This is a genomic window from Xanthomonas indica (assembly GCF_040529045.1).
GTDB classification, from domain to species: Bacteria; Pseudomonadota; Gammaproteobacteria; order Xanthomonadales; family Xanthomonadaceae; genus Xanthomonas_A; species Xanthomonas_A indica.
On record NZ_CP131914.1, the window covers coordinates 849,313 to 872,695 of the forward strand.

The window sequence follows — 23,383 nt, forward strand, 5'->3', positions numbered from 1 at the left end:
TGCCACCGCATGCGCTACCGCTGGATCCTGTTCGACGCCGACGACACCCTGTTCCACTTCGACGCCTTCGCCGGCCTGCAGCGCATGTTCGCCGGCTACGGCGTGCAGTTCGGCGAAGCCGAGTACGCCGCCTACACCGCCTGCAACCGGCCGCTGTGGGTGCAGTACCAGAACGGGGCGATCACGGCGCTGCAATTGCAGCAGCGCCGGTTCGCCGACTGGGCGCAGCGCCTGCAGACCGCGCCGGAGACCTTGAACGCGGCGTTCCTGGCGGCGATGGCCGAACTGTGTGCGCCGCTGGATGGGGCGGTGGACCTGCTCGACGCCCTGCGCGGACGCGCCCGCCTGGGCCTGGTCACCAACGGCTTCGGCGCGCTGCAGACCGCCCGCCTGCAGCGCACCGGCCTGCACGATCGCTTCGAGGTGATCGCCATCTCCGAGGTGGTGGGCGTGGCCAAGCCGCACCCTGCGATCTTCGCGCACGCGCTGGCGCAGCTGGGCGATCCGCCGCCGGCGCAGGTGCTGATGGTCGGCGACAACCCGCAGGCGGACATCGCCGGCGGCCTGGCCGCGGGCCTGCACACCTGCTGGTTCAATGCGCATGGCGCCGCCGCGCCGGAGGGCATCGTGCCGCACCACGAAGTCGCCTCGCTGGCGCAGCTGCAGGCGTGGCTGCTGGAAGAACCCGCATAGCCGGGTGGATGCGCGGCAGCGCCTGAGGTCATCGGGTCGGGACTGAAGTCCCTCCCACAGGTGCAAACTCCAGTCCGCAGCGATGCTGACATGTGCTCCCTTGTAGGAGGGACGTTAGTCCCGACAGCGGAAGGGTGGGGCTGTCGGTCCCGGAACGGTATGCCGCAGCATCTCGCTCTGTTGCTCCTGCGCCTTTGTGGGAGGGACTTCAGTCCCGACGCGACACACCCTCAGACCCGGGGTCTCGGCCGCATGCTGCCGACCCATGGCATGGCGCACGACAGCCGCAACCGCCATCGTATAGTGCGCCCATGCCGACCTCCGTTGCCGACGCCGCTTCCGCCGACACGCCGCTTGCGGCCTTGCCCGTCACCCTGCAGCGCCTGCGCGCGGCCTGGCAATCGGCCAAGCCGGATCGCACGCAACGCCGCGAGGACCTGCTGCGGTTGCGCGCGGCGCTGAAGCGGCGGCTGCCGGAGATGGCCGATGCCATCGCCGCCGATTTCGGCCACCGTTCGCGCCACGAATCGCTGCTGGCCGATGGCATGACCGTGCTCGGCGAGATCGATCATCTGTTGCGCCACCTCACGCGCTGGATGCGCCCGCAGCGGGTCGGCGCCGGCTGGCGGCTGTGGCCGGCGCGGGCGGAAGTGCGGCCGGTGCCGGTCGGCGTGGTCGGGGTGATCGCGCCCTGGAACTACCCGGTCAACCTGGCGCTGATCCCGCTGGCCACCGCCATCGCCGCCGGCAACCACGTCTATCTCAAACCCTCCGAGCACACCCCGCGCAGCGCGCAGTTCCTGCAGTCGCTGCTGGCCGAGGTGTTCCCGCCGCAGCGGGTGGCGGTGGCGCTGGGCGGGGCCGAGGTGGCGTCGGCGTTCGCCGCGCTGCCGCTGGACCACCTGGTGTTCACCGGGTCCACCGCGGTCGGGCGCAAGGTGATGGCCGCCGCCGCGCCCAACCTGACCCCGCTGACCCTGGAACTGGGCGGCAAGTCGCCGGCCATCGTCTGCGCCGACTACCCGCTGGAACAGGCCGCCGCGCGCCTGGCCACCGGCAAGTGGTTCAACGCCGGGCAGACCTGCATCGCCCCGGACTACGTGCTGGTCGACGCCGGCCGCGAGGCGGCGCTGGTGCAGGCGCTGCGTGCGCAGGTGCTGGCGCGCTACGGCGATTTCGCCAGTGCCGAGGACTACACCCGCATCGTCAACGACGGCCAGTACCGGCGCCTGCGCAGCTATCTGGACGATGCCCGTGCGCGCGGCCTGGAGGTCATCGAACTGGCCACGGTGGAGCGCGAACGCGCCGAGCGCGAGCGGCTGATCGTGCCGACCGTGGTGTTGCAGCCGGGCGACGACGCAGTGCTGATGCAGGAGGAGATCTTCGGCCCGATCCTGCCGGTGCGCAGCTACCGCTCGCTGGATGCGGCCATCGCCGAGATCAACAGCCGCGACCGGCCGCTGGCGCTGTATCCCTTCAGCCACGACCGCGCGCGCATCGAGAGCATCCTGCATGCCACCGTCGCCGGCGGCGTCACCGTCAACGACAGCCTGCTGCACTTCGCCGCCAACGCGCTGCCGTTCGGCGGCATCGGCCCCAGCGGCATGGGCGCCTACCACGGCCGCGCCGGCTTCGACGCTTTCAGCAAGGCCTTGCCGATCCTGTGGCAGGCCCGCCGCGCCGGCAGCGACCTGCTGAAGCCGCCGTACGCGCGGATCGCGCGCATGCTTTCGTTCCTGGTGCGGTGAGCGGGACGTCGCGATAGGGCACCTGCGTGTAGGAGCGGCTTCAGCCGCGACGAGGCGTTACCGGTAGAGCGTCGCGGCTGAAGCCGCTCCTACAAGAAAATGTGTGCACTAGAAGCCTGCTTCAGCCGCGACCGGCGAAGCCCAGGCCCGATCCCGCGGGTGCACGCGTCGGTCGGCGCTCACAGATGTGGTCCGACCGACCCGTCACCGGGACGCACCGCAAACCCAGACGGCACCAAAGCGCGGCGCAGTCCACAGTCCATCACCGGGTCGTGCACCGGAAATAAATAATTCACAGTAAGTTATTAGGTTCTCGCCCGACGCCGCCGCCGATCACGGTGGCTCAGGCTCCTGCGCGAGACGTCCGTGCGGAGCGCACCACACGAGCTGCCGTCATGCGTCGACCTGACCGGCGCTCGTCCCCCATGTCTTCCCCTTTCCTTCAGAACCGGACGCAGCCCAATGAAGATCGCATTGTTTCCCTCGCCCCTGGCACGCGCCTGCCGCGCGCTCGCCGCCCTGGCGGTGCTGGCCGTCGTGCCGCAGCTGGCCATGGCCAACTGCAACGACACCGTCGGCACCAAGATGAGCAACATCCTGTTCGCCGACAGCAGCGGCGACACCATGGTGCTGGCCCACCGCGGTCTGTGGGGCAAGTACGGCAACTTCCCCGACATGCCGGAAAACTCGCGTGGCGCGCTGCAGCTGGCCAACGACCAGTGCATGGACGGCGTGGAACTGGACATCAAGATGACCAGCGACGGCGTGCCGGTGGTGCTGCACGACTGGAACCTGGGCCGCACCACCAACGTCTGGACCAGCCGTGCCGGCGAGACCAAGTACGACCCGATGACCAACCAGGGCTACAACCCGTCGATCACCGTGACCCCGTGGTCGGTGGTGAGCGGCCTGTTCCTGCTGACCCCCGACCGCCGCACCACCACCGGCTACCACGTGCCGCGCGTGGACGAGCTGTTCTCCTACTTCAAGGCGCACGGCCTGAAGACCCCGATCGTGTTCGACATCAAGACCGCCGACGCGGTCCGTGCGGTGTCGCGTGCGGCCGACGCCGCGTTCTCGGCGGCCTCGCCCAGCTTCGTCGCGGCCAAGGTCAACGCCACCCTGTACCCGAGCCGCTCGGCGTTCCGTGCCGATGGCAGCAGCATGGTCGGCATCCCGGTGTTCACCACCAACATGCTGACCAAGATCAACGTCAACAATGCCGTCTCGGCCTGGCTGGACACCAAGCAGGCGATGGAGATCAACGTCAAGCAGGTCGGCGGCCTGTTGCAGGACGAGGCCGATCGCGTGCGCGAACGCGGCGTGCGCGTGGGCGTGTTCCAGGCGATTCCGGACAGCCCGCGCGCCGGGGAGTTCTACCAGAACAGCGGCGCCTGCTGCTATCGGCTGTCGGACCTGTACTTCTCCTATTCCGGCGGCCGCGACACCGCCGACAACCGTGGCGATCTCAACTTCATCGTCAACCAGGAGGCGTTCAGCCTGATCACCACCGACGATCCGAAGGCGGCGATCGCCTACCTCAAGGCGCGCGACAAGCACGACTGAGTCCTGGTACGTCTGGCGGCCGGCCCTGCGGTCGGCCGCTTTTTGCGGCCGCGGCGCTCCGCCGCCGCGCGCCGCCTCTTTCCCGGAGAAGCGCATGTTCCTTCCTTTCGCCAAGTCCGCCTTCGCCAAGTCCGTCGTGCTGGCCGCCTGCGCGCTGAGCGCCGTCGCCGCGCTGGCCGCGCCCGTCGCCGACCGCGGTGCCACCGATCCGGTGGTCCTGCGCGTGGGCGCACAGCAGTTCACCGCCAGCGAGTACCGCGCGCTGGTCGGCAATGACGTCCGCAGCCTCGCCAAGATCGACGACCCGTCCATCGTGCGCCGTTTCGCCGATCGCGCCATCCTGCTGGAGCAGGCCAGGCAGCAGCATCTGCAGGACGATCCTGTGGTGGCCGCGCGCCTGCGCCAGGCCGCCGACGCGATCCTGGCCGACGCCGCGAAGGCGCGGCTCGGGACCGATGTGCAGATCGACGAGGCGAGGCTGCGCCAGCAGTTCGCCGCGCACCCGGACGACTACACCGAATACCATCTGCGGCATCTGTTCGTCGCGCTGCGCCCGCAGGGCGGACCGCGTGCCGGGCAAACGCTGAGCGAGGCGCACGCGCTGCAGCGCGCCGAGGCGCTCAAGCGTCAGCTCGACGGCGGCGCCGACTTCGCCACGTTGGCGAAGCGCGAATCCGACGACGCCGCCAGCGCCGGCGAGGGCGGGCAGCTGTCGCCGACCTTCGGCCGCTACCTGGCCGATGCCTTCGTCGCGCCGATCCGCCAGCTTGCGGTAGATCAGGTGTCTGCGCCGGTACGCGGCCCCGATGGCTATCACCTGATCCGCCTGGATGCGAAGACCGATGCGACGTTCGAGACGGCGCGCGGGCAGATCGCCCTGCAGTTGCGCGAGCAGGCCGCCGACTACGCCATGCAGCGGCTGCGCGCGGCGCAGCCGATCGCCTTCGACCGCGCGGCCTACGCGGCCGCGGCGCAGTGAGCATGGCGGGGTCGCGGCGCCGCCTGCTCTGGCTCGGCGGCGCAGCCGTGGCGGCGGTGGCGCTCGCGGCCATGCGGACGCCATCGGCGGCAGTGCCCGCCGCGCCCCCGCGCGCGGCGGCGCTGGCGCCCTCGCCACGACCGCCAGCGTTGAGCACGCCGATGCCCTCCGCGTCCGCCGGCACCGCGCCCGACGCGACACCCGCGCCCGCGACCAGCGAGGCGCAACGCCTGTACACCACCGCGATGCTGGCGCTGGATTGCCGGCAACGCGCGCAGGCGCCGCCCAGTCCGGTCGTGCTGCCGGGCGCGGACAAGGACGACCCTGCGACCGCTGCGGCGCGCCGCGTCGCCGAACAGCGCCGGCGCGCGGCCTGCCGCGACGTCGCCCAACTCGATGCGGCACAGATCGAGGCGATGCTGCACAGCGCGGCCGCACGCGGCGATGCGGATGCGCAGCGCTACCTCCTGACCCGGCGCGTGGCGCAGGTGGTGGCACGGGCTGGCGCCACCGACGCGGACGGGCAACGCACGCCACTGTCGGCCGCCGACGAGCGCGACGCCGAGGAGGTGGTGACGCAACTGGAAGACCGCGCGCTGCATGGCGACCGCGGGTCCATCGACGCGTTGGCGCAACTGCTGCGCGCGCCCTGGCTGGCGGTGGCCGACCCGCCGTATGCCGCGGCCTGGCAACTGGCCGCGCGGCAGGCGCCGGAGCGGCCGTTCCCGCCGCCGGAACAGGCGCTCGGCGCCGAGGAACTGCTCGACGGCTTGAACGAGGCGCAGCGGCAGCAGGCGCTGCGCCTGGCGCCGGCGCTGTTCGCGCAGTGCTGCGCGCGGCGCTGAATGGCCCGGTGCCCCGGGGTTTGGCCGCTGCGGCGGCTGCAGTCAGAATAGCGGCCGGCTCCCCGTCCCGGATTTCCCTTGAAGATCGCCAGCTGGAACGTCAACTCGCTCAACGTGCGCCTGCCGCACCTGCAACAGTGGCTGGCCGGGTTCGCGCCGGACGTGGTCGGGATCCAGGAGACCAAGCTGGAGGACCACAAGTTTCCCGACACGGCGCTGGCCGAGGCCGGCTACCGCAGCGTGTTCGCCGGGCAGAAGACCTACAACGGCGTGGCGATCCTGTCGCGCGCGCCGATCAGCGACGTGCAGATCGGCGTGCCGGGCCTGGAGGACGAACAGAAGCGCGCCATCGCCGCCACCGTCGGCGACCTGCGCATCGTCAATCTGTACGTGGTCAACGGCCAGGACGTGGGCACCGACAAGTACGCCTACAAGCTGCGCTGGCTGGAGGCGGTGCACGCCTGGCTGGCCGACGAGCTGCAGCGGCATCCGCGGCTGGTGGTGCTGGGCGACTTCAACATCGCCCCGGACGCGCGCGACGTGCACGATCCGCTGGTGTGGAGCGACAACCACATCCTCACCTCCACCGCCGAGCGCGGCGCCCTGCACAAGCTGCTCGCCCTCGGCCTGCACGACGGTTTCCGCCTGCACCATGCCGATGGCGGCATCTTCAGCTGGTGGGATTACCGCCAAGCCGGCTTCCGCCGCGACCTGGGCCTGCGCATCGACCTGACCCTGGTGTCCGAGGCGCTGAAGGCGCGCACCCGCGGGGCCGGCATCGACCGCGAGCCACGGACCTGGGACCGCCCCAGCGACCATGCGCCGGCCTGGGTCGAACTGGAGCCGGCAGCATGAGCGAGCGCCACCTGCGCCGCTGCATCGACAAGGTCGGCGATACCGCGATCGCGCCGCTGCACCGGCTGAGCTGCCACTGCGGTGCGGTGCAGATCGACCTCGAGCTGCCGCACGGCATCGTCGACCCGCGCCGCTGCAACTGCTCGCTGTGCCGGCGCCGCGGCGCCATCGTCGCCTCGGTGCCGCTGGCCGCCCTGCATGTCCGCCAGGGCGAGCAGGCGCTGCGCCTGTACCAGTTCCATACCCACACCGCACAGCACTACTTCTGCAGTACCTGCGGCATCTACACGCATCATCGGCGCCGCTCCGATCCCAGCCTGTACGGCTACAACGTCGGCTGCCTGGAAGGCGTGGACCCGTATGCGCTGGCCATCGCGGTACCGGTCGAGGACGGTGTGCGGCACCCGGCCGATCGCGCTGCGCCGTGAGCCGGGGCACAAACGCAAAACGCCCGGCGAACCGGGCGTTTGCGCAAGCGGCGGGGGCGACGCGTCAGCGCGCGCGGCCGCGGGTGAACAGGTTGACGATCGCCAGCAGGATGATCGCGCCGATCAGCGAATACAGGAACGTCCACAGGGTGATCGCCTGGTTGATGCCGCCGCCGAACAGCCAGCCGGCGATCAGCGCGCCGACGATGCCGACCACGATGTTCAGGATGATGCCCTGCTGTGCGTCACGGCGCATGATGATGCTGGCCAGCCAGCCCACGATGCCGCCGACGATCAACCAGATGATGATGCCCATGCGTCAGACTCCTCGGTTCGGCCCACACCCGGAGCGGTGGGGTGGGCGCCATTTAAGGAGCGCCGCCGTGAAGCGACCGTATAGCGCCGGCCGCGCTGCGCAGCCGCCATTGCGCTTTGTGGGCGCGGCGTGAGCGTACCGGTGCCGCCCAGTCCCGCCCCGACCGCGGAGTCGCCGGAGTGGCGCTTCGGTCCGGTGGCAGTGTGGTTGCGCCCGCATCCGCCGCGCACCTCCGGCGAGGCGCAGGCGCGACGCCTGCTGGCCGGCGAACTGGCGATGCCGGCGGCGCAGTTGCCGTTGCGCCGCGACGCCCGCGGCCGGCCCGGGCTGCACGCACCGCTGGCGCACGTGGACACCGGCTGGAGCCACAGCGGCGACTACCTGCTGGTGGCGGTCGCCGCGCATGCGCGGCTGGGCGTGGACATCGAGCGCCAGCGGCCGCGGCCGCGCCTGCTGGAACTGGCGCAGCGCTTCTTCCATCCGGACGAGGTCGCGCTGCTGGCCGCGCTGGCGGCGCCGGCCCGCGAGGCACTGTTCTTCCGCCTGTGGTGCGCCAAGGAGGCGCTGCTCAAGGCGCATGGCCACGGCATCGCCTTCGGCCTGCACCGGCTGCGCTTCGCCGAGGACGCCGGCGGCGCGCTGCGCCTGGTCTGGTGCGACCCGGGGCTGGGCCCGGTCGCGGCCTGGCACCTGCACGAATGGGAGGCCGCGCCCGGCTACCGGGCCGCCCTGGCCTGGTGCGCGGCGTCGGCCTAGCGCGGCGCGCGCTTCGGGCCGCGGCGGCACCTGCGATAATCCGCCGATGACCAATGCCTCCCTTCCCGATTCCGTCCGCGTCGCGCTCGAGCAGGGCCTGCACGCGCAAGGCCTGGACGCCGCCGCACTGGCGCCGCCGCTGCTGGCCTACCTGGCGCTGCTGACGCGCTGGAACCGCACCTACAACCTGACCGCGATCCGCGACCCGCACGAGATGGTGACCCGCCACCTGCTGGATTCGCTGGCAATGCAGCCGTTCGCCAGCGAGGGCGCACTGGCCGACCTGGGCACCGGCCCGGGGCTGCCCGGCATTCCACTGGCGATCGCGCGGCCGCAACTGCGGGTGACCCTGGTCGAGAGCAACGGCAAGAAGGCGCGGTTCCTGCGCGAGGCGGTGCGCCAGCTGCGCCTGGACAACGCGCGGGTGGCCGAATCGCGCGCCGAGGCGCTGCACGAGGCCGGCGCCTACGATCTGCTGACCGCGCGCGCGCTGGATACCCTGGCCGGCATCGTCGCCGTCGGCGGCCACCTGTTGCGCCCCGGCGGGCGTCTGCTGGCCATGAAGGGCGTGCGCCCGGACGAGGAGATCGCCGCGCTGCCGCCGGGCTGGGTGGCGCCGACGGTGCACCCGCTGCAGGTCCCCGGCCTGGGCGCCGACCGCCACCTGGTGGTGGTCGAGCGCGGTTGAGCGGCGGCCGCGGCCGGCCCCGATTTCCGCCAGGGGGGGCTGTGACCGCATAATGCCCGGTCCCACCCCATCGCCGACGAGGCTCCCGCATGGCCCGCATCATCGCCATCGCCAACCAGAAGGGCGGCGTCGGCAAGACCACCACGGCGGTCAATCTGGCCGCGTCGCTGGCGCGGCAGTCGCAGCGCGTGCTGCTGGTGGACCTGGACTCGCAGGGCAATGCGACCATGGGCAGCGGCATCGACAAGCGCGAGCTGGCCGCCTCCACCTGCGACGTGCTGCTCGGCGAGAGCAGCGCCGAACAGATCCGGGTGACCGCGCCGGAGGGCTTCGACCTGCTGCCGGGCAACATCGATCTCACCGCCGCCGAGATCCAGCTGATGGACCAGCCGGCGCGCGAGCAGCGGCTGAAGACCGCGCTGGCGCCGCTGCGCGAGGCCTACGACTTCATCCTGATCGACTGCCCGCCGGCGCTGTCGCTGCTGACCCTGAACGCGTTGACCGCCGCCGATTCGGTGATCGTGCCGATGCAGTGCGAGTACTACGCGCTGGAAGGGTTGACCGCGCTGCTGGAGACGATCGAGGCGCTGCGCGCCGAACTGAATCCGGCGCTGGAGATCGAAGGCGTGCTGCGCACCATGTTCGACGTGCGCAACAACCTGGCCAACGCGGTGTCGGCGGAGCTGACCAACCACTTCGGCGACAAGGTGTTCCGCACCATCGTGCCGCGCAACGTGCGCCTAGCCGAGGCGCCCAGCCATGGCCAGAGCATCGTCGGCTACGACCGCACCTCGCGCGGCGGCGTCGCCTACCTGGGACTGGCCGGCGAGATCGTGCGCCGCCGCAACGAACGCAATCGGCCGATGCCGGCCATGGAGACGTACTGATGAGTGCCAAGCCCCCCGCCCTCGGAGCGAAGAAGCGCGGCCTCGGCCGTGGCCTGGAAGCGCTGCTGGGGCCGAAGGGCGCGGCGGCGCCGGTGCCCACCGCCGAGCTGCAGCCGGGCGAGAGCCTGCGCCGTCTGCCGGTCGGCCAGCTGCAGCCGGGCAAGTACCAGCCGCGCCAGGAGATGGACGAGGCCAAGCTGCAGGAGCTGGCCGAGTCGATCAAGGCGCAGGGCGTGATCCAGCCGATCGTCGCCCGCGAACTGGCCCCGGGCAGTTTCGAGATCGTCGCCGGCGAACGCCGCTGGCGCGCCTCGCAGCTGGCCGGCCTCAGCGAGGTGCCGGTGGTGGTGCGCGAGCTGGACGATCGCACCGTCATCGCCATGGCGCTGATCGAGAACATCCAGCGCGAGGACCTCAATCCGCTGGAAGAGGCGCAGGCGCTGCAGCGGCTGATCGACGAATTCTCGCTGACCCATGCCGAGGCCGCCGAAGCGGTGGGCCGCTCGCGCGCCTCGGTGTCCAACCTGCTGCGCCTGCTGGAACTGCCGCCGGCGATCCGCGCGCTGCTGGAAGCGCGGCGCCTGGAGATGGGCCATGCGCGCGCGCTGCTGACGCTGTCGCCGGAACTGGCCAGCCGCCTGGCCTCCGACGCCGCCGACCAGGGCTGGTCGGTGCGCGAGGTCGAGCACCGCGCGCAGCAGTTCGCCGCCGGCAAGGTGCCGAGCAACCGCAAGGCCAAGCCGGCGCGCACCGCGCCGCAGGCCGACATCGCCTCGCTGGAGACCGAGCTGTCCGAGTCGCTGGGCACCAAGGTGTCCATCGCCCACGGCCGCGGCGGCAAGGGCAAGCTGGTGATCCACTACACCGACCTGGACACGCTGGACGGCGTGCTCGAGAAACTGCGCCCGCGGCAGGCCTGAGCGCCGCCTGCGTCCGCCAGGACCGCTTCCGCCATGCATCCCAGCAAGGTCGACCGCCACCATCTGCTGCGCCTGACCGACCTGCCCAACGTCGGGCCGGCCTGCGAGAAGGACCTGCGCCTGATCGGCATCCGCGTGCCCGCGCACCTGCATGGCCGCGATCCCTACGACATGTATGCGCAGCTGTGCCTGCGCACCGGGGTGGTGCACGACCACTGCGTGATCGACGTGTTCCTGTCGATCGTGCGCTTCATGCAGGGCGAGACGCCGCGTCCGTGGTGGGAGTTCAGCAAGGAGCGCAAGGCGGCGCTGGCCAAGGACGCGCCGCTGACCCTGCGCTGAGGCCGCGCGCCGCGGCGCGCACCAGCAACCGGAGCATTGCATGAGCAACGAGGACACGCAGATCAGCCCGGGCGGCAGCCCGATCCTGCAGCACCGCCGGGCGGGCGCCGTCGATCCGGGCGGCGTCAACGCCCGCCTGCCCTGATCGTTGCCGTGTCGCGACGCCCGCCGTTTCTTCGCCTTTCGCTTTCCAGGATTCCGCCATGCCCACTCTCGTCACCGGCGCCGCCGGCTTCATCGGTGCCCACACTGTCCGCGCGCTGCGCGCCGCCGGGCAGCTGGTGGTGGGCCTGGACAACTACAACGACTACTACGACCCGCAGCTCAAGCGCGACCGCGTCGCCGCGCTGTGCGCGGGCGCGGACATCCGCACCCTGGACCTGACCGACCGCGACGGCCTGGCCGCGCTGTTCGACGAGGTGCAGCCGACCCGCGTCGTGCATCTGGGCGCGCAGGCCGGGGTGCGCTATTCGCTGCAGAATCCCTACGCCTACGTCGACAGCAACCTGGTCGGCTTCGTCAACATGCTGGAGCTGTGCCGGCACCGCGGCGTGGAGCACCTGGTCTATGCGTCCAGCAGTTCGGTCTATGGCGATTCGGCGACGCCGCCGTTCTCCGAGGACCAGCGCATCGACCAGCCGCGCTCGCTGTACGCGGCGACCAAGGCCGCCAACGAACTGATGGCCCATACCTACGCGCAGCTGTACGGCCTGCGCGCCACCGGGCTGCGTTTCTTCACCGTGTATGGTCCGTGGGGCCGCCCGGACATGGCGCCGCTGTTGTTCAGCCGCGCGGTGCTGGCCGGGCGCCCGATCGAGGTGTTCAACCACGGGCGCATGCGCCGCGATTTCACCTTCGTCGCCGACATCGTCGCCGGCGTGCTCGGCGCGCTCGATCACCCGTCCGGCGAGGCGGTGCCGCACCGCGTGTTCAACCTCGGCAACCATACCCCGGTGGAGCTGGAGCGTTTCATCGCGGTGATCGAGGCCGCCGCCGGGCGCAGCGCCGAAAAGGTGTACCGGCCGATGCAGCCGGGCGACATGATCGAGACGATGGCCGATACTGCGCGGGCCCACGCCGCGTTCGGCTTCGATCCGAGCACCCCGATCGAGGTCGGCCTGCCGCAGGTGGTGGCCTGGTGCCGGGAGTATTTCGGCGCCGCCGCCTGACGCTTCATCCGCGGATCATCGGTCCGCGGCACAATGCCTGCCGCTTTTTTCCCCCACGCGCCCCCGCGCCCAGCCTTGCCGAATCCATGAGCCAGCTTTCCCTTTCCGTCGTCGTCCCGGTGTTCAACGAGCGCGACAACGTGCCGCCGCTGGTCGCCGAGATCGTCGCTGCGCTGCGCGGCACGATCGACTTCGAGATCGTCTATGTCGACGACCATTCGCGTGACGACACCCTGGCGGTGCTCGAAGGGCTGAAGGCCTCCACGCCGGAACTGCGCGTGCTGCACCACGTCAGCCAGAGCGGGCAGAGCACCGCGGTGCGCAACGGCGTCAAGGCCGCGCGCGGGCTGTGGATCGCCACCCTCGACGGCGACGGCCAGAACGACCCGGCCGACATTCCCAAGCTGCTGGCCGCCCGCGCCGCGGCGGCGCCGCTGGTCAAGCTGTTCGCCGGCTGGCGGGTGTCGCGGCAGGATTCGGGCAGCAAGCGCTGGGCGTCGAAGTGGGCCAACGCGATCCGCGCGCGCATGCTGCGCGACGACACCCCGGACACCGGTTGCGGCATCAAGCTGTTCGAGCGCGAAGCGTTCCTGGACCTGCCGTACTTCGACCACATGCACCGCTACCTGCCGGCACTGATGCAGCGCGCCGGCTGGCAGACCCTGAGTGTGCCGGTGAACCACCGCCACCGCACCTCCGGCGTGTCCAAGTACAACAACCTCAACCGCGCCCTGGTCGGCATCCGCGATCTGCGCGGCGTGGCCTGGCTGATCGCGCGCAGCCGCCGCACCGCGGTGCAGGAGCGCTGAGATGGAGGCGCATTTCCTCAACGAACCGATCCAGGCGCTGTACTGGACCGGGCTGCACGTCACCGGCTGGAAGCTGATCGGCTACGTCGGCGCGCTGATGTTCGGTGGCCGCTGGCTGGTGCAGTTCGTCGCTTCCAAGCGCGCCGGCAAGCCGGTGATCCCGCGCCTGTTCTGGTACATGAGCGTGGTCGGCAGCCTGATGACGCTGAGCTACTTCATGTTCTCGGCCAAGCAGGACTCGGTGGGCGTGCTGCAGAACCTGTTCCCCGCCTTCACCGCCTTCTACAGCCTGTACCTGGACATCAAGCACCGCGGCTGGCGCCGCGACCGCGCCTCGCATTGAGCGCGCGGCACGCTTGCGCGTGATCGCAGGCGGTGCGCAACACGGTCCGATCGCGACCCTGCAACTGTGGGAGGGGCTTCAGCCCCGACGCGCGATCTCCAACGTCTCGGTAGCCCTGCCCGCTGCTGCATCCAGCAGCGAGTACCGGATTTCTGACGCCGGCCGTCGTAGGAGCGGCTTTAGCTCCGACGCATGAGCCCGCCATGCTTCAGTGGTCCTGCTGTCATCGCCTCCGATGGCATCAGGTACGCACATGTGGGAGGGACTTCAGTCCCGACGCGCGATCTTCCACGTCTCGGTAGCCCTGCCCGCTGCTGCATCCAGCAGCAAGTACAGGATTTCTGACGCCGCACCCGCAAGTTTCCTCACACCTGCGCCGGTCGATCCGCGATGGTGTCGCGGAATCCGCCCTGCAACCCTGGGGTCATGGACACTCGACTTCCCAGAGGCTACCGCGCGCTGCGTGCAGGGCGCTGGAGCGAGACCGGACGCATCTACCTGGTCACCACCGTGACTTGGCAGCGCCAGCGCCTGTTCGAGGATTGGCGATGCGCCTGGGCGGCCGCGTCCTGCCTGGGCCATGCCGACACCTGGGCGGGCGCGCAACTTCTGTGCTGGGTGCTGATGCCCGATCATTGGCATGGGCTGGTCATGCTCGATGGTGGCGCTGCGCTGTCGACCGTCATACGGGAAGCGAAGGGTCGCGCCGCGAGGGCAGCCAATCACGCGCGCGGCCGTGGCGGCGCCGTGTGGATGGAGGGGTTTCACGATCGCGCACTACGCGATGCGCGGCAGTTGCTGCCGGCCGCGCGCTACATCGTCGCCAACCCATTGCGCGCCGGTCTGGTGCGTCGGGTTGGCGACTACCCGTACTGGGATGCGGTTTGGCTGTGTTCGCCCGCTATCGCGCCGTACGAGGCATCCAGCTCTGGTGCATGTGCGGCGGCATGATGTCGTGCACACAGCTGTGAGGATTGCGGTTACATGGTTGCTGTTCGTAACAGCAGGCATGCGAGCGGTGCAATGGCTGCAGGCTGCTGCTGGGTGCTATCGCAGGCGGAGCGACCGCGCGTCGGGACTGAAGTCCCTCCCACATGGGGGGCCATCCTGCTTAGCCGTAGCCGTAGCCGTAGCCGTAGCCGTGGCCGTGGCCGTGGCCAGCCAGAGCCAGAGCCAGAGCCAGAGCTGCAGTCCTCACGGTTGTAGTGCGGCACAACCGCCGCGCGGCGCGTTTGCGTCCCCGGCCTTGTCCCACACAGGACTTCCGGCCCACCCGCCAGGCAGGGCAGGGGTGCGATCATCGACGATCCGTTCCCGCCGTGTGCCGCCCATGCCGATGCTCGCCAAGACCCCGCTGGCCATTTCCCTGCTGATCGCGTTCGCCGTGACCACGCCCGCACTGGCCGCGCCGCCGTCGTCGGCAGCGTCCAGCGCAACACCGGCAACGGCCAACGCCAGCGCCGCCGATGCGCGCTTCCAGGCCATCTACGAGAAGGAGTGGGCCTGGCGCCAGGCGCAGCTCGGGCAGGCCGACGAGGACAGCGACAGCAGCGGCGACAATCGCCATCTGCCCGATGTCGGCGCGGCCGCGCAGGCAGCGCGCCTGAAGGTGTGGGAGGACGTGCTGCGGCAGCTGGACACGCTCGATGCGGCCCAGCTTTCGCCGGAGAACCAGGTGAACCTGGCGGTGTACCGGCCGCAGGTGGAGAACCTGGCCGCGGCGGTGCGCCTGCGCGCCTACGAGATGCCGTTCAACTCCGACAGCGCGTTCTGGTCGGACCTGGCGTTCATGGCGCGGCGCAACCTGCGCACGCTCGACGAGTACCGCGCCTACATCGCGCGGCTGGAGGACGTGCCGCGCTACTTCGCGCAGCAGACCGACAACATGCGCGCCGGGCTCAAGCGTGGCTTCAGCGTGCCGCGCGCGGTGCTCGACGGTCGCGACGGCGCCATCGCCACTGTGGCCGAACTGAAGGACCCGACCACGGCGGTGCTGTACACGCCGTTCAAGCAGATGCCGGCGCAGATCCCGGCCGCCGAGCAGGCGCAACTGCGCGCGCAGGCGCAGGCGGCACTGCGCGACAAGGTGATCCCGGCCTATGCGCAACTGCTGGCCTTCTACCGCCAGGAGTACATGCCGCAGGCACGCACCACGCTGGCCGCCGAAGCCCTGCCAGACGGCAAGGCCTACTACCGCCAACAGATCCGCGAGTACACCACGCTGGACATGGACCCCGAGCAGATCCACCAGCTCGGCCTGCGCGAGGTGGCGCGGATCCAGAAGGAGATGGACGCGATCATCCAGCAGGTCGGCTTCCACGCGCCGGCCGGGCAGAAGACCTTCCCGGCGTTCCTGCAGTTCCTGCGCACCGATCCGCAGTTCTACGTGAAGACCCCGCAGGAGTTGCTCGATCGTGCCGCGTGGATCGCCAAGCGCGTGGACGGGGAGGTCGGCAAGTTCATCGGCACGCTGCCGCGCGGGCGCTTCACCATCGTGCCGGTGCCGGCGGACATCGCCCCGTTCTGGACCGCCGGGCGCGGCGGCGTCGGCACCTACTGGCTCAACACCTACGACCTGCCGTCGCGGCCGCTGTACAACCTGCCGGCGCTGACCCTGCACGAGTCCTCGCCGGGCCATTCGCTGCAGGGCGCGCTGGCCGAGGAGCAGGGCGCGCAGCCGGCGTTCCGCCGCGAGAACTACATCTCCGCCTACGGCGAGGGCTGGGCGCTGTACACCGAGAAGCTGGGCAAGGAGATGGGCATCTACGCCACGCCCTACGAGGACTTCGGCCGGCTCAGCTACGAGATGTGGCGCGCCTGCCGTCTGGTGATCGACACCGGCGTGCACCACAAGGGCTGGACCCGCGCACAGGCGCAGGCCTACCTGCGCGAGCGCACCGCGCTCAGCGAGCACGAGGTCACCACCGAGGTCGACCGCTACATCTCCTGGCCGGGCCAGGCGCTGAGCTACAAGCTCGGCGAGCTGACCATCCTCGACCTGCGCGCCGAGGCCGAGCGCGAACTCGGCCCGGAGTTCGACATCAAGTCCTTCCACGACGCGGTGCTGCAGCAGGGCTCGGTGCCGCTGCCGGTGCTGCAGCAGCAGATCCGCGCCTACATCGCCGCGCGCAAGAAGAAGGCCTGATCGCCGCCGCACAGGCCGGCGCCGCGTCCCGCGGGAAGGGCGCCGGCCTGCACCGGATCAGCCGGCCACGCGCGGCGCGGCGATGCGCGCGGCGAACGTCGGCAGCACCAGCAGGGTGAGCGCGGTGGCGGTCAGCAGCCCGCCGATCACCACCGTCGCCAGCGGTTTCTGCACCTCCGCACCTGCGCCGCTGGCGATGGCCATCGGCAGGAAGCCGACGATCGCCACCAGCGCGGTGGTCAGCACCGCCCGCAGGCGGCTGGCCGCGCCGTCGATCGCCGCCCGCCACGGCGTCGCACCGGCCTGGCGGCGCTCGCCGATGGCCTGCATCAGCACCAGCCCGTTCAAGGTCGCCACGCCGGACACGGCGATCAAGCCGACCGCCGCCGACACCGAGAACGGCATGCCGCGCAGCAGCAGGGCGAGGAGGCCGCCGACCAGTGCCAGCGGCACGCAGCCGAACACCAGCAACGCTTCGCGGATGTTGCGCAAGGCCATGAACAGCAGGCTGCCGATCAGCAGGAACACCACCGGCACCACCATCGCCAGGCGCCGCTCGGCGCGCTGCAGGTTCTCGAACTGCCCGCCCCAGCGCAGGTAGGCGCCCGGCGGCAGTGTCACCTCGGCCACCGCCACTTGCGCCGCGGCGACGAAGCCGCCCAGGTCGCGGCCGCGCACGTTGGCCTGCACCACCACGCGGCGGCTGCCGTTGTCGCGGCTGATCTGGTTCGGCCCCTCGCTGACGTCGATCCGCGCCACCGAGGACAACGGCACCACCTGCCCGGCGGGCGTGGCGATCGGCAAGGCGGCGAGCTGGTCCGGATCGTTGCGCGCGGCATCGTCCAGCCGCACCACCACGTCGAAGCGGCGGTCGCCCTCGAAGATGCGCCCGGCCGTGGCGCCGCCGATGCCGGTGCTCACCGCCTCGCTGACGTCTGCCGCGGTCAGTCCGAGTTGCGCGGCGGCCACGTGGTCGATGCGCACGTTGAGGGTGGGCAGGCCGGCGACCTGTTCCACCCGCACGTCGGCGGCGCCGGGCACCGCACGCAGCTTCAGCGCCACCTGGTCGGCGGCCGCACGCAGCCGCTGCATGTCCTCGCCGAACACCATCACCGCCAGGTCGGTGCGCACGCCGGAGATCAACTCGTTGAAGCGCAGTTCGATCGGCTGGCTGAACTCCACGCTGTTGCCCAGTTGTTGCCCGGCCAGTTTCTCCAGTCGTTCCACCAGCGCCTCCTTGTGCAGCGCTGGATCGGGCCACTGCGCGCGCGGCTTCAGCACGATCACGCTGTCGGAGATGTTGGTCGGCATCGGATCGATCGCCGCCTCCGCGGTGCCGGTGCGCGAGAACACCGCCGCCACTTCCGGCTGCCGGGCGATGGCCCTCTCCAGCGCCAGTTGCATCGCCAGCGACTGCTCCAGCGAGGTCGAGGGCACGCGCAGCGCCTGCATCGCCACGTTGCCTTCGTCCAGCGTCGGCATGAACTCGCGGCCCAGCAGCGCGAACGCGCCCACGCCCAGCACGCCCATCAGCGCCACCCCGGCGGCCACCATGCGTGGACGTGCGACCGCGCCGCCGATCAGCGGTTGCAGGCGCTGCCGCAGCCGGCGGAGCAGCCAGGTCTCGTGGTCCCCTGCGTGGTCCTGGGGCGCGACGGCACGCGCCGTCGGCTCGCGCACCAGCAGCGCGGCCAGCGCCGGCACGAAGGTGAAGGAGAACAGGAAGGCGCCGACCAGGGCCAGCATGAAGGTCGCCGCCATCGGCTGGAAGGTCTTGCCCTCCACGCCTTCCAGGGTGAGGATCGGCGCGAACACCAGCAGGATGATCAACTGGCCGAACGCCGCCGGCCGCGCCATCTTGCGCGCCGCCTCGGCGGCCACGCCCAGCCGCTCGGCCGTGGTGAGCGCGCGGCCCAGTTCGGCACGGCGCTGCCCCAACAGCAGCAACGTCGACTCGACCACGATCACCGCGCCGTCGACCAGGATGCCGAAGTCCAGCGCGCCCAGGCTCATCAGGTTGCCGCTGATGCCGAAGCGGTGCATGCCGATCACCGCGAACAGGAACGACAGCGGGATCACCAGTGCGGCGATCGCCGCCGCGCGCAGGTTGCCCAGCAGCAGGAACAGCACCACTACCACCAGCAACGCGCCTTCGGTGAGGTTCCTGGCCACCGTGCGGATGGTGGCGTCGACCAGCACGCTGCGGTCCAGCACCGGCACGGCGACGATGTCCGGCGGCAGCGTGGCGTTGACCTGCTGCAGCCGTGCGGCCGCGACCTGCGCCACGGTGCGGCTGTTGTCGCCGGCGAGCATCAGCGCCGTGCCCAGCACCGCCTCGTGGCCGTTGCGGCTGGCCGCGCCCAGGCGCGGCGCACGGCCGGGTGCGACCTCGGCCACGTCGGCCACGCGCACCACCACGCCGTTGCGGGTGGCTACCGGCGCCTGCGCGAGATCGTCGGCGCCCAACGCCAGGCCGTCGGCACGCACCACCAGGCCTTCGCCGGCACGCTGCACGAAGCCGGCACCGGCCTGCACATTGGCGCGCTGCAGCGCCGTCACCAGATCGGCCAGCCCCAGGCCGTGCGCGGCCAGCCGCGCGGTGTCCGGATGCACGGCGTATTCCTTGACGTAGCCGCCGATCGTGTCGACCCCGGCCAGGCCCGGGCTGGCACGCATCTGCGGCGCGATGATCCAGTCCTGCACGGTGCGCAGGTAGGTGGCGCGCTCCTGCGGGGTGCGCAGCAGCTCGCCCTCCGGCGTGCGGTAGACCGCGCCGGCCTGCCAGCCCGCCGCGCCCGGCCGCGCCAGCCGGGCCGGGTCGAACGCGGTGAAGTCCACCGTCCACATCAGCACCTCGCCCAGCCCGGTGGTCACCGGCGACAGCCGCGGCGTCACGCCGTCGGGCAGATCCTCGGCCGCCTCGCGCATGCGCTCGGCCACCTGCTGGCGGGCGAAGTACAGGTCGGTGGCGTCGCTGAAGATCGCGGTGACCTGCGAGAAGCCGTTGCGCGACAGCGAGCGCGTGGTGACCAGGCCGGGAATGCCGGCAAGCGCCGTCTCCAGCGGATAGGTCACCTGGCGTTCGATCTGCTCGGGGGTCAGCGCCGGGGCGACGGTGTTGAGCTGCACCTGGCGATTGGTGATGTCCGGCACCGCGTCGATCGGCAGCCGCCCCAACTGGTACAGGCCCCAGCCGGCGATCAATGCGGCCAGGAACAGCACCAGCCAGCGCAGGCGCACCGCCGTGTCGATGATGAGGTTGAACATGGTTGTCTCCTCAGTGGCCGTGCTCGACGTCGCCCTTGGCCAGTTCGGCCTTGAGCAGGAAGGCATTGCGGCCGGCGATGCGTTCGCTGCCGCGCAACCCGTCGAGGATCTCGAGGCGATCGCCCGCCCGGCGCCCGGTCAGCACCGGCTGCGCGCGGAAGCCCTCGGCAACGGCGACGAACACCGCGCTGCGTCCCTCCACCGTCTGCACCGCGTCGGCCGGCACGCTCAGCGCGGTGTCCTGGCCCTCGGTGACGACCACGGCCGACACCGGCGACCCCGCCGGCGGCACCGGCGCGGCGACCGGCATCGCACGGATCACCGCGGCGCCGCCCGGCGCGCGCAGGTCGGCGGTCGCCGCGGTGACCGCGGCGGCAAAGGTGCCGCCCGGCGCGCTCACCTCCAGCGTCGTCCCCGGCGCGACCTGCGCGGCCAGTGCCGGCGGCGCGGCGAACACCAGTTCGTTCATCGCCGGATCGGTGACCTCGGCCACCACGCTGCCGGCCGCGACCACGCTGCCGGGGGTGACCTGCACGCTGCCGACTCGCCCGTCCAGCGGGCTGACGATGCGCACGCGGCCGCTGGCGTCGGGCGCGCCGTTGGCGGCGGCCTGCGCCTGCGCCGCCGCGGCCTGCGCGCGTGCCGCCACGGCCCGCGCGTGCGAGCGTTCCAATTCCTGGCGGGCGACAACGCCCTGCGCGACCAGCGCCTGGTCGCGCGCATGCGCCAGCCGCGCGGCCTCGGCCTCGGCGCCGGCGGCCAGCGCATTGGCCCGGAACACCGCGGCCTCGCCGCTGACCACGATCGCCAGCGGCTGCCCGCGGCGCACCATGCTGCCGGGCGCGACCAGCACGCGCTCGACGCGGCCGGTGATGCTCGCCGCCACCGCGGCGCGCGCGCCCACCGCCGGTTCGACCCGGCCCGCCAGACGGGTCGAGGCACCGCCGCCGCGGCCAACCGCGACCACCTCGATGCCGGACGCGGCGCGTTGCTGCGGGGTCAGCCGCACCGTGTCGCCGGCATCGGCGGCGGACATCGCCGCAGGCTCGGGCGCATCCTGCCGGCGCTCGGCGCCATGGCCGTGCGCCTCGTCGGTCGCCGGGGCGGCCTGCTTGTCGCCGGCGCAGGCGGCCAGCAGGAGGGCCAGCAGCAGGCTGCCGGCACGGAAGAGTGGGCGGGACAGGTTCATTGGGCCTCCATGAACGGCGCGCGCCCTTCCAGGCGGGCCAGTTCGATTTCTGCCGTGACCCGCGCCAGGCGGGCATCCACGGCAATGCCGCGGGCGGCGATGAGCGCGGCACGGGTGCTGCGCAGTTCCAGTTGTGCGATGCGTCCGGCATCGAAGCCGATGCGGGCCAGGCGATAGGCCTCCTCCGCGGCCGCCACGCCGTCGTCGGCCGCGCGTGTGCGGCTGCCGGCGGCCTTCAGCGTGGCCAGCGCCGCCAGACGGTCGGCGGCGCTGGCGCGCCGTTGCTGGTCCAGCCGCGCCTCGGCCGCGCGCCGTTCGGCGCTGGCGGCACGGATGCCGCCGCGGTTGCGGTCGAACAGCGGCACGCTGAGGCTGACGCCGAGCGTGTAGGCGTGGGCGCGGTCTTCGCGGAAGTGTGTCTGCGCGGCGGTCAGGCTCAGGTCGGGCAGGGCGCGCTTGCGCTCCACCTCGACCAGACGCGCAGCGGCCTCGGCCTCGGCGCTGGCGATGCGCACCGGCAGTGCCGCCACCTCACGCGCGCGCGGCAACGGCGGCGCGCGGTCGAGCAGGCCGGCGTCGATGGACTGCACCGGCGTCTCCAGCAGGGCGATGGCGGCCAGGCGCGCCAGCGCCGCGTCGCGGAATGCCTGCGCCTCGTCCAGCGCGGCGCTGGCATCGGCCACCTCGCTGCGCGCCTGCACCGCGCGCAGCTGCGGCTCGCGGCCCTGCGCGACCATCGCGGCCATGGCCGCCGCATCGGCGCGGGTCAGCGCCAGCGCCTGGTCGGCCAGGGCGGCGCGGCGCAACGTGGCCTCCGCCTGCGCATAGGCCAGCGCCAGCTCGCCGGCGGCATCGCTGCGGTGCTGCGCGCCACGCATGGCGGCCGCATCGGCGTCGGCGCGGGCCGCGCGGATGCGTGCGCCGCGCTGGCCCCACAGTTCCAGCGGTTGCGACAGGGTGAGCGAGATCTCGGCCCGGCCGGTGCCGGCATAGGTGCCGCTGCCCCAGGCGTTTTCGCTGGACCAGGACAGCGCCGGGTTGGGCAGCGCCCGGGCCTGCTCGGCGCGCGCATCGGCGGCCTCGGCCAGGGCCGCGCCGACGCGGGCGCCAGGCAACTGGTCAAGCCGTTCGAGCAAGGTGTCGTAGGAAGGAGCGGTCTGCGCCATCGCCAGCGTGGCCGGGGCCAGGCCCAGCAGCACGGCGACGACCCGCCCGGCCGCGCGCGGCGGCCGACGTGTCGGAGTCGACATGAAGAAATTCCAGAGGTGAGGAAAACGGAAACCCGCGATCGCGGGACACGCTCAACTCACGCTCTGGGCGGGCGCTTCAATCCGTCCTGGACGACGCCCGCAGGGGAAGCGTCGGTGGCCTGCATCCAGCGCGCCGGTCGCGGCGCGCCGAACACGGCGAGGGCGCTCGCCGGCAGGCTCAGATTCGAGTGGTGGCAATGATTGTGGCTGCAGCTGCCGGCGAGCTTGCCGTCGCTGTCGTCGCCATCGGCATGCGCCGCGGCGGGCGTGTGCACGGCGTCCGCGGACTCCGGCTCCAGCGCGCAGGCCAGCGCATCGGCCACCGGCACGACCACGAACGCCGCCAGCAGCAGCATCAGCAGGGAGGTACGCAGTGGTCGGAACAGGCGGCGCATGACCCGAGCAGGCTAGCAAGCGGATTCCGGCGGATACAATAGCAACGCCCGCCGCGTCCGTCGGCCAGGGCTGCGCGGCGCCCGGCCCTGTGGACAACTTGCACAAGCCTTTGATCGCCTGCATAATGCGCGGCTCGCTGTGCCCGACGAGGTCGGGGCCGGCGGCCGGATGCGCGATCTCCGGCCGGCCTTTCCCAGCGTAACCGTTTGATTTCCCACGTCGCGTGGTGGCCGCAGGGCTGCCGGGGCCGCCGTCTCCCAGGCTATGGGCGACCAAACTACTATCGAGGTGCGCAATGTCCCGCGTATGCCAAGTGTCCGGCAAGCGTGTGCAGACGGGTAACAACGTCTCCCACGCCAACAACAAGACCCGCCGTCGTTTCCTGCCCAACCTGCACGAGCGCCGCTTCTGGGTCGCCAGCGAGAACCGCTGGGTCAAGCTGAAGGTTTCCGCGCACGCGCTGCGCACCATCGACAAGAACGGCATCGACACCGTTCTGGCTGAGCTGCGTGCGCGCGGCGAAAAGGTCTGAGGAGTAGAGCATCATGGCAGGCAAGCGCGATAAGGTCCGTATGATTTCCTCGGCCGGTACCGGCCACTTCTACACCACGGACAAGAACAAGAAGAACACCCCGGGGAAGATGGAATTCCTCAAGTACGATCCGGTCGTGCGCAAGCACGTCCTGTACAAGGAAGGCAAGATCAAGTGATCGGCTGATCCTCGGATCGCCGCTCACGCTGGACACCGAACCCGCCGCAAGGCGGGTTTCGTGCGTCTGGGGAACGGAAAAC

General features: G+C 71.4%; 24 protein-coding genes. 19 read left to right on the top strand and 5 right to left on the bottom strand.

Features of this window, described 5'->3' with window-relative positions:
* Positions 1-9: 9 nt before the first annotated feature.
* The 7 genes from yjjG to Q7W82_RS03590 all read left to right on the top strand — a co-directional run bounded on the left by yjjG (position 10) and on the right by Q7W82_RS03590 (position 7,114).
* Positions 10-693 carry a pyrimidine 5'-nucleotidase gene (gene yjjG / locus Q7W82_RS03560; protein ID WP_242157314.1) on the top strand — a complete coding sequence of 228 codons (684 nt, stop codon included), beginning with the start codon at positions 10-12 and terminating at the stop codon, positions 691-693.
* Between the two features lie 311 nt (positions 694-1,004).
* The gene (locus Q7W82_RS03565; RefSeq protein ID WP_242157312.1) at positions 1,005-2,441 is read left to right on the top strand and encodes a coniferyl aldehyde dehydrogenase; all 1,437 of its coding nucleotides are present in this window, start codon (positions 1,005-1,007) and stop codon (positions 2,439-2,441) included.
* A gap of 552 nt (positions 2,442-2,993) precedes the next feature.
* Positions 2,994-4,007, top strand: coding sequence for a glycerophosphodiester phosphodiesterase family protein (locus Q7W82_RS03570; protein ID WP_242158335.1), 1,014 nt, complete (start codon positions 2,994-2,996; stop codon positions 4,005-4,007).
* A 94-nt stretch (positions 4,008-4,101) separates the two neighbouring features.
* Positions 4,102-4,986, top strand: coding sequence for a peptidylprolyl isomerase (locus tag Q7W82_RS03575; RefSeq protein ID WP_242157310.1), 885 nt, complete (start codon positions 4,102-4,104; stop codon positions 4,984-4,986).
* Positions 4,987-5,147: 161 nt separating this feature from the next.
* Positions 5,148-5,831, top strand: coding sequence for a hypothetical protein (locus Q7W82_RS03580; RefSeq protein ID WP_242157308.1), 684 nt, complete (start codon positions 5,148-5,150; stop codon positions 5,829-5,831).
* A gap of 78 nt (positions 5,832-5,909) precedes the next feature.
* Positions 5,910-6,686 (top strand): exodeoxyribonuclease III, encoded by a 777-nt coding sequence (xth, locus tag Q7W82_RS03585; RefSeq protein WP_242157306.1) that lies wholly within the window; start codon positions 5,910-5,912, stop codon positions 6,684-6,686.
* Positions 6,683-7,114, top strand: a complete 432-nt coding sequence (locus Q7W82_RS03590; RefSeq protein ID WP_242157304.1) for a GFA family protein — start codon at positions 6,683-6,685, stop codon at positions 7,112-7,114. The genes xth and Q7W82_RS03590 overlap by 4 nt, the downstream gene beginning before the upstream one ends.
* 64 nt (positions 7,115-7,178) lie before the next feature.
* On the opposite strand, the gene Q7W82_RS03595 is transcribed toward Q7W82_RS03590, so the two are convergent.
* Positions 7,179-7,430, bottom strand: coding sequence for a GlsB/YeaQ/YmgE family stress response membrane protein (locus tag Q7W82_RS03595; protein ID WP_017908994.1), 252 nt, complete (start codon positions 7,428-7,430; stop codon positions 7,179-7,181).
* Between the two features lie 141 nt (positions 7,431-7,571).
* Between Q7W82_RS03595 and Q7W82_RS03600 the strand changes: the two genes are divergently transcribed.
* From Q7W82_RS03600 to Q7W82_RS03645, 10 genes are all read left to right on the top strand, one after another.
* On the top strand, positions 7,572-8,186 hold the full coding sequence (locus Q7W82_RS03600) for a 4'-phosphopantetheinyl transferase superfamily protein (RefSeq protein WP_242157295.1): 615 nt from the start codon (positions 7,572-7,574) through the stop codon (positions 8,184-8,186).
* 46 nt (positions 8,187-8,232) lie between these two features.
* On the top strand, positions 8,233-8,874 hold the full coding sequence (gene rsmG, locus Q7W82_RS03605) for a 16S rRNA (guanine(527)-N(7))-methyltransferase RsmG (RefSeq protein WP_242157261.1): 642 nt from the start codon (positions 8,233-8,235) through the stop codon (positions 8,872-8,874).
* Positions 8,875-8,963: 89 nt separating this feature from the next.
* Complete coding sequence (locus Q7W82_RS03610; RefSeq protein ID WP_242157243.1) at positions 8,964-9,761, top strand: AAA family ATPase; 798 nt, start codon at positions 8,964-8,966, stop codon at positions 9,759-9,761.
* A complete protein-coding gene (locus Q7W82_RS03615; protein ID WP_160946928.1) occupies positions 9,761-10,681 on the top strand; it encodes a ParB/RepB/Spo0J family partition protein in 921 nt (306 codons plus the stop codon). The genes Q7W82_RS03610 and Q7W82_RS03615 overlap by 1 nt, the downstream gene beginning before the upstream one ends.
* A gap of 33 nt (positions 10,682-10,714) precedes the next feature.
* A complete protein-coding gene (locus Q7W82_RS03620; RefSeq protein ID WP_019798938.1) occupies positions 10,715-11,023 on the top strand; it encodes a helix-hairpin-helix domain-containing protein in 309 nt (102 codons plus the stop codon).
* A 203-nt stretch (positions 11,024-11,226) separates the two neighbouring features.
* On the top strand, positions 11,227-12,192 hold the full coding sequence (locus Q7W82_RS03625) for an NAD-dependent epimerase/dehydratase family protein (RefSeq protein ID WP_242157235.1): 966 nt from the start codon (positions 11,227-11,229) through the stop codon (positions 12,190-12,192).
* An 86-nt stretch (positions 12,193-12,278) separates the two neighbouring features.
* Positions 12,279-13,001, top strand: coding sequence for a glycosyltransferase family 2 protein (locus tag Q7W82_RS03630; RefSeq protein ID WP_209230346.1), 723 nt, complete (start codon positions 12,279-12,281; stop codon positions 12,999-13,001).
* A gap of 1 nt (position 13,002) precedes the next feature.
* A complete protein-coding gene (locus tag Q7W82_RS03635; protein ID WP_019798940.1) occupies positions 13,003-13,344 on the top strand; it encodes a lipid-A-disaccharide synthase N-terminal domain-containing protein in 342 nt (113 codons plus the stop codon).
* 426 nt (positions 13,345-13,770) lie between these two features.
* On the top strand, positions 13,771-14,295 hold the full coding sequence (locus Q7W82_RS03640) for a transposase (RefSeq protein ID WP_242157234.1): 525 nt from the start codon (positions 13,771-13,773) through the stop codon (positions 14,293-14,295).
* A 379-nt stretch (positions 14,296-14,674) separates the two neighbouring features.
* Complete coding sequence (locus tag Q7W82_RS03645; protein ID WP_242157224.1) at positions 14,675-16,489, top strand: DUF885 family protein; 1,815 nt, start codon at positions 14,675-14,677, stop codon at positions 16,487-16,489.
* A 57-nt stretch (positions 16,490-16,546) separates the two neighbouring features.
* Here the strand turns inward: Q7W82_RS03645 and Q7W82_RS03650 are convergent, their stop codons facing one another.
* Genes Q7W82_RS03650 through Q7W82_RS03665 form a run of 4 tightly spaced genes read right to left on the bottom strand, consistent with a single transcriptional unit; the run spans position 16,547 to position 22,590 of the window.
* Entirely contained in the window at positions 16,547-19,756 is a 3,210-nt protein-coding gene (locus Q7W82_RS03650; RefSeq protein ID WP_242157221.1) for a CusA/CzcA family heavy metal efflux RND transporter, read from the bottom strand.
* Between the two features lie 10 nt (positions 19,757-19,766).
* Positions 19,767-20,945 carry an efflux RND transporter periplasmic adaptor subunit gene (locus tag Q7W82_RS03655; RefSeq protein ID WP_242157220.1) on the bottom strand — a complete coding sequence of 393 codons (1,179 nt, stop codon included), beginning with the start codon at positions 20,943-20,945 and terminating at the stop codon, positions 19,767-19,769.
* Positions 20,942-22,195, bottom strand: a complete 1,254-nt coding sequence (locus Q7W82_RS03660) for a TolC family protein (protein WP_242157210.1) — start codon at positions 22,193-22,195, stop codon at positions 20,942-20,944. The genes Q7W82_RS03655 and Q7W82_RS03660 overlap by 4 nt, the downstream gene beginning before the upstream one ends.
* Positions 22,196-22,251: 56 nt before the next feature.
* The gene (locus tag Q7W82_RS03665; protein WP_242157208.1) at positions 22,252-22,590 is read right to left on the bottom strand and encodes a hypothetical protein; all 339 of its coding nucleotides are present in this window, start codon (positions 22,588-22,590) and stop codon (positions 22,252-22,254) included.
* Positions 22,591-22,886: 296 nt separating this feature from the next.
* Here Q7W82_RS03665 and rpmB point away from each other — a divergent pair, with 296 nt between their 5' ends.
* Together rpmB and rpmG are read left to right on the top strand one after the other, a co-directional pair.
* Positions 22,887-23,123 (top strand): 50S ribosomal protein L28, encoded by a 237-nt coding sequence (gene rpmB / locus Q7W82_RS03670; RefSeq protein WP_010342733.1) that lies wholly within the window; start codon positions 22,887-22,889, stop codon positions 23,121-23,123.
* Positions 23,124-23,133: 10 nt separating this feature from the next.
* A complete protein-coding gene (rpmG, locus tag Q7W82_RS03675; protein WP_169411268.1) occupies positions 23,134-23,301 on the top strand; it encodes a 50S ribosomal protein L33 in 168 nt (55 codons plus the stop codon).
* The last annotated feature ends 82 nt before the right edge of the window (positions 23,302-23,383 follow it).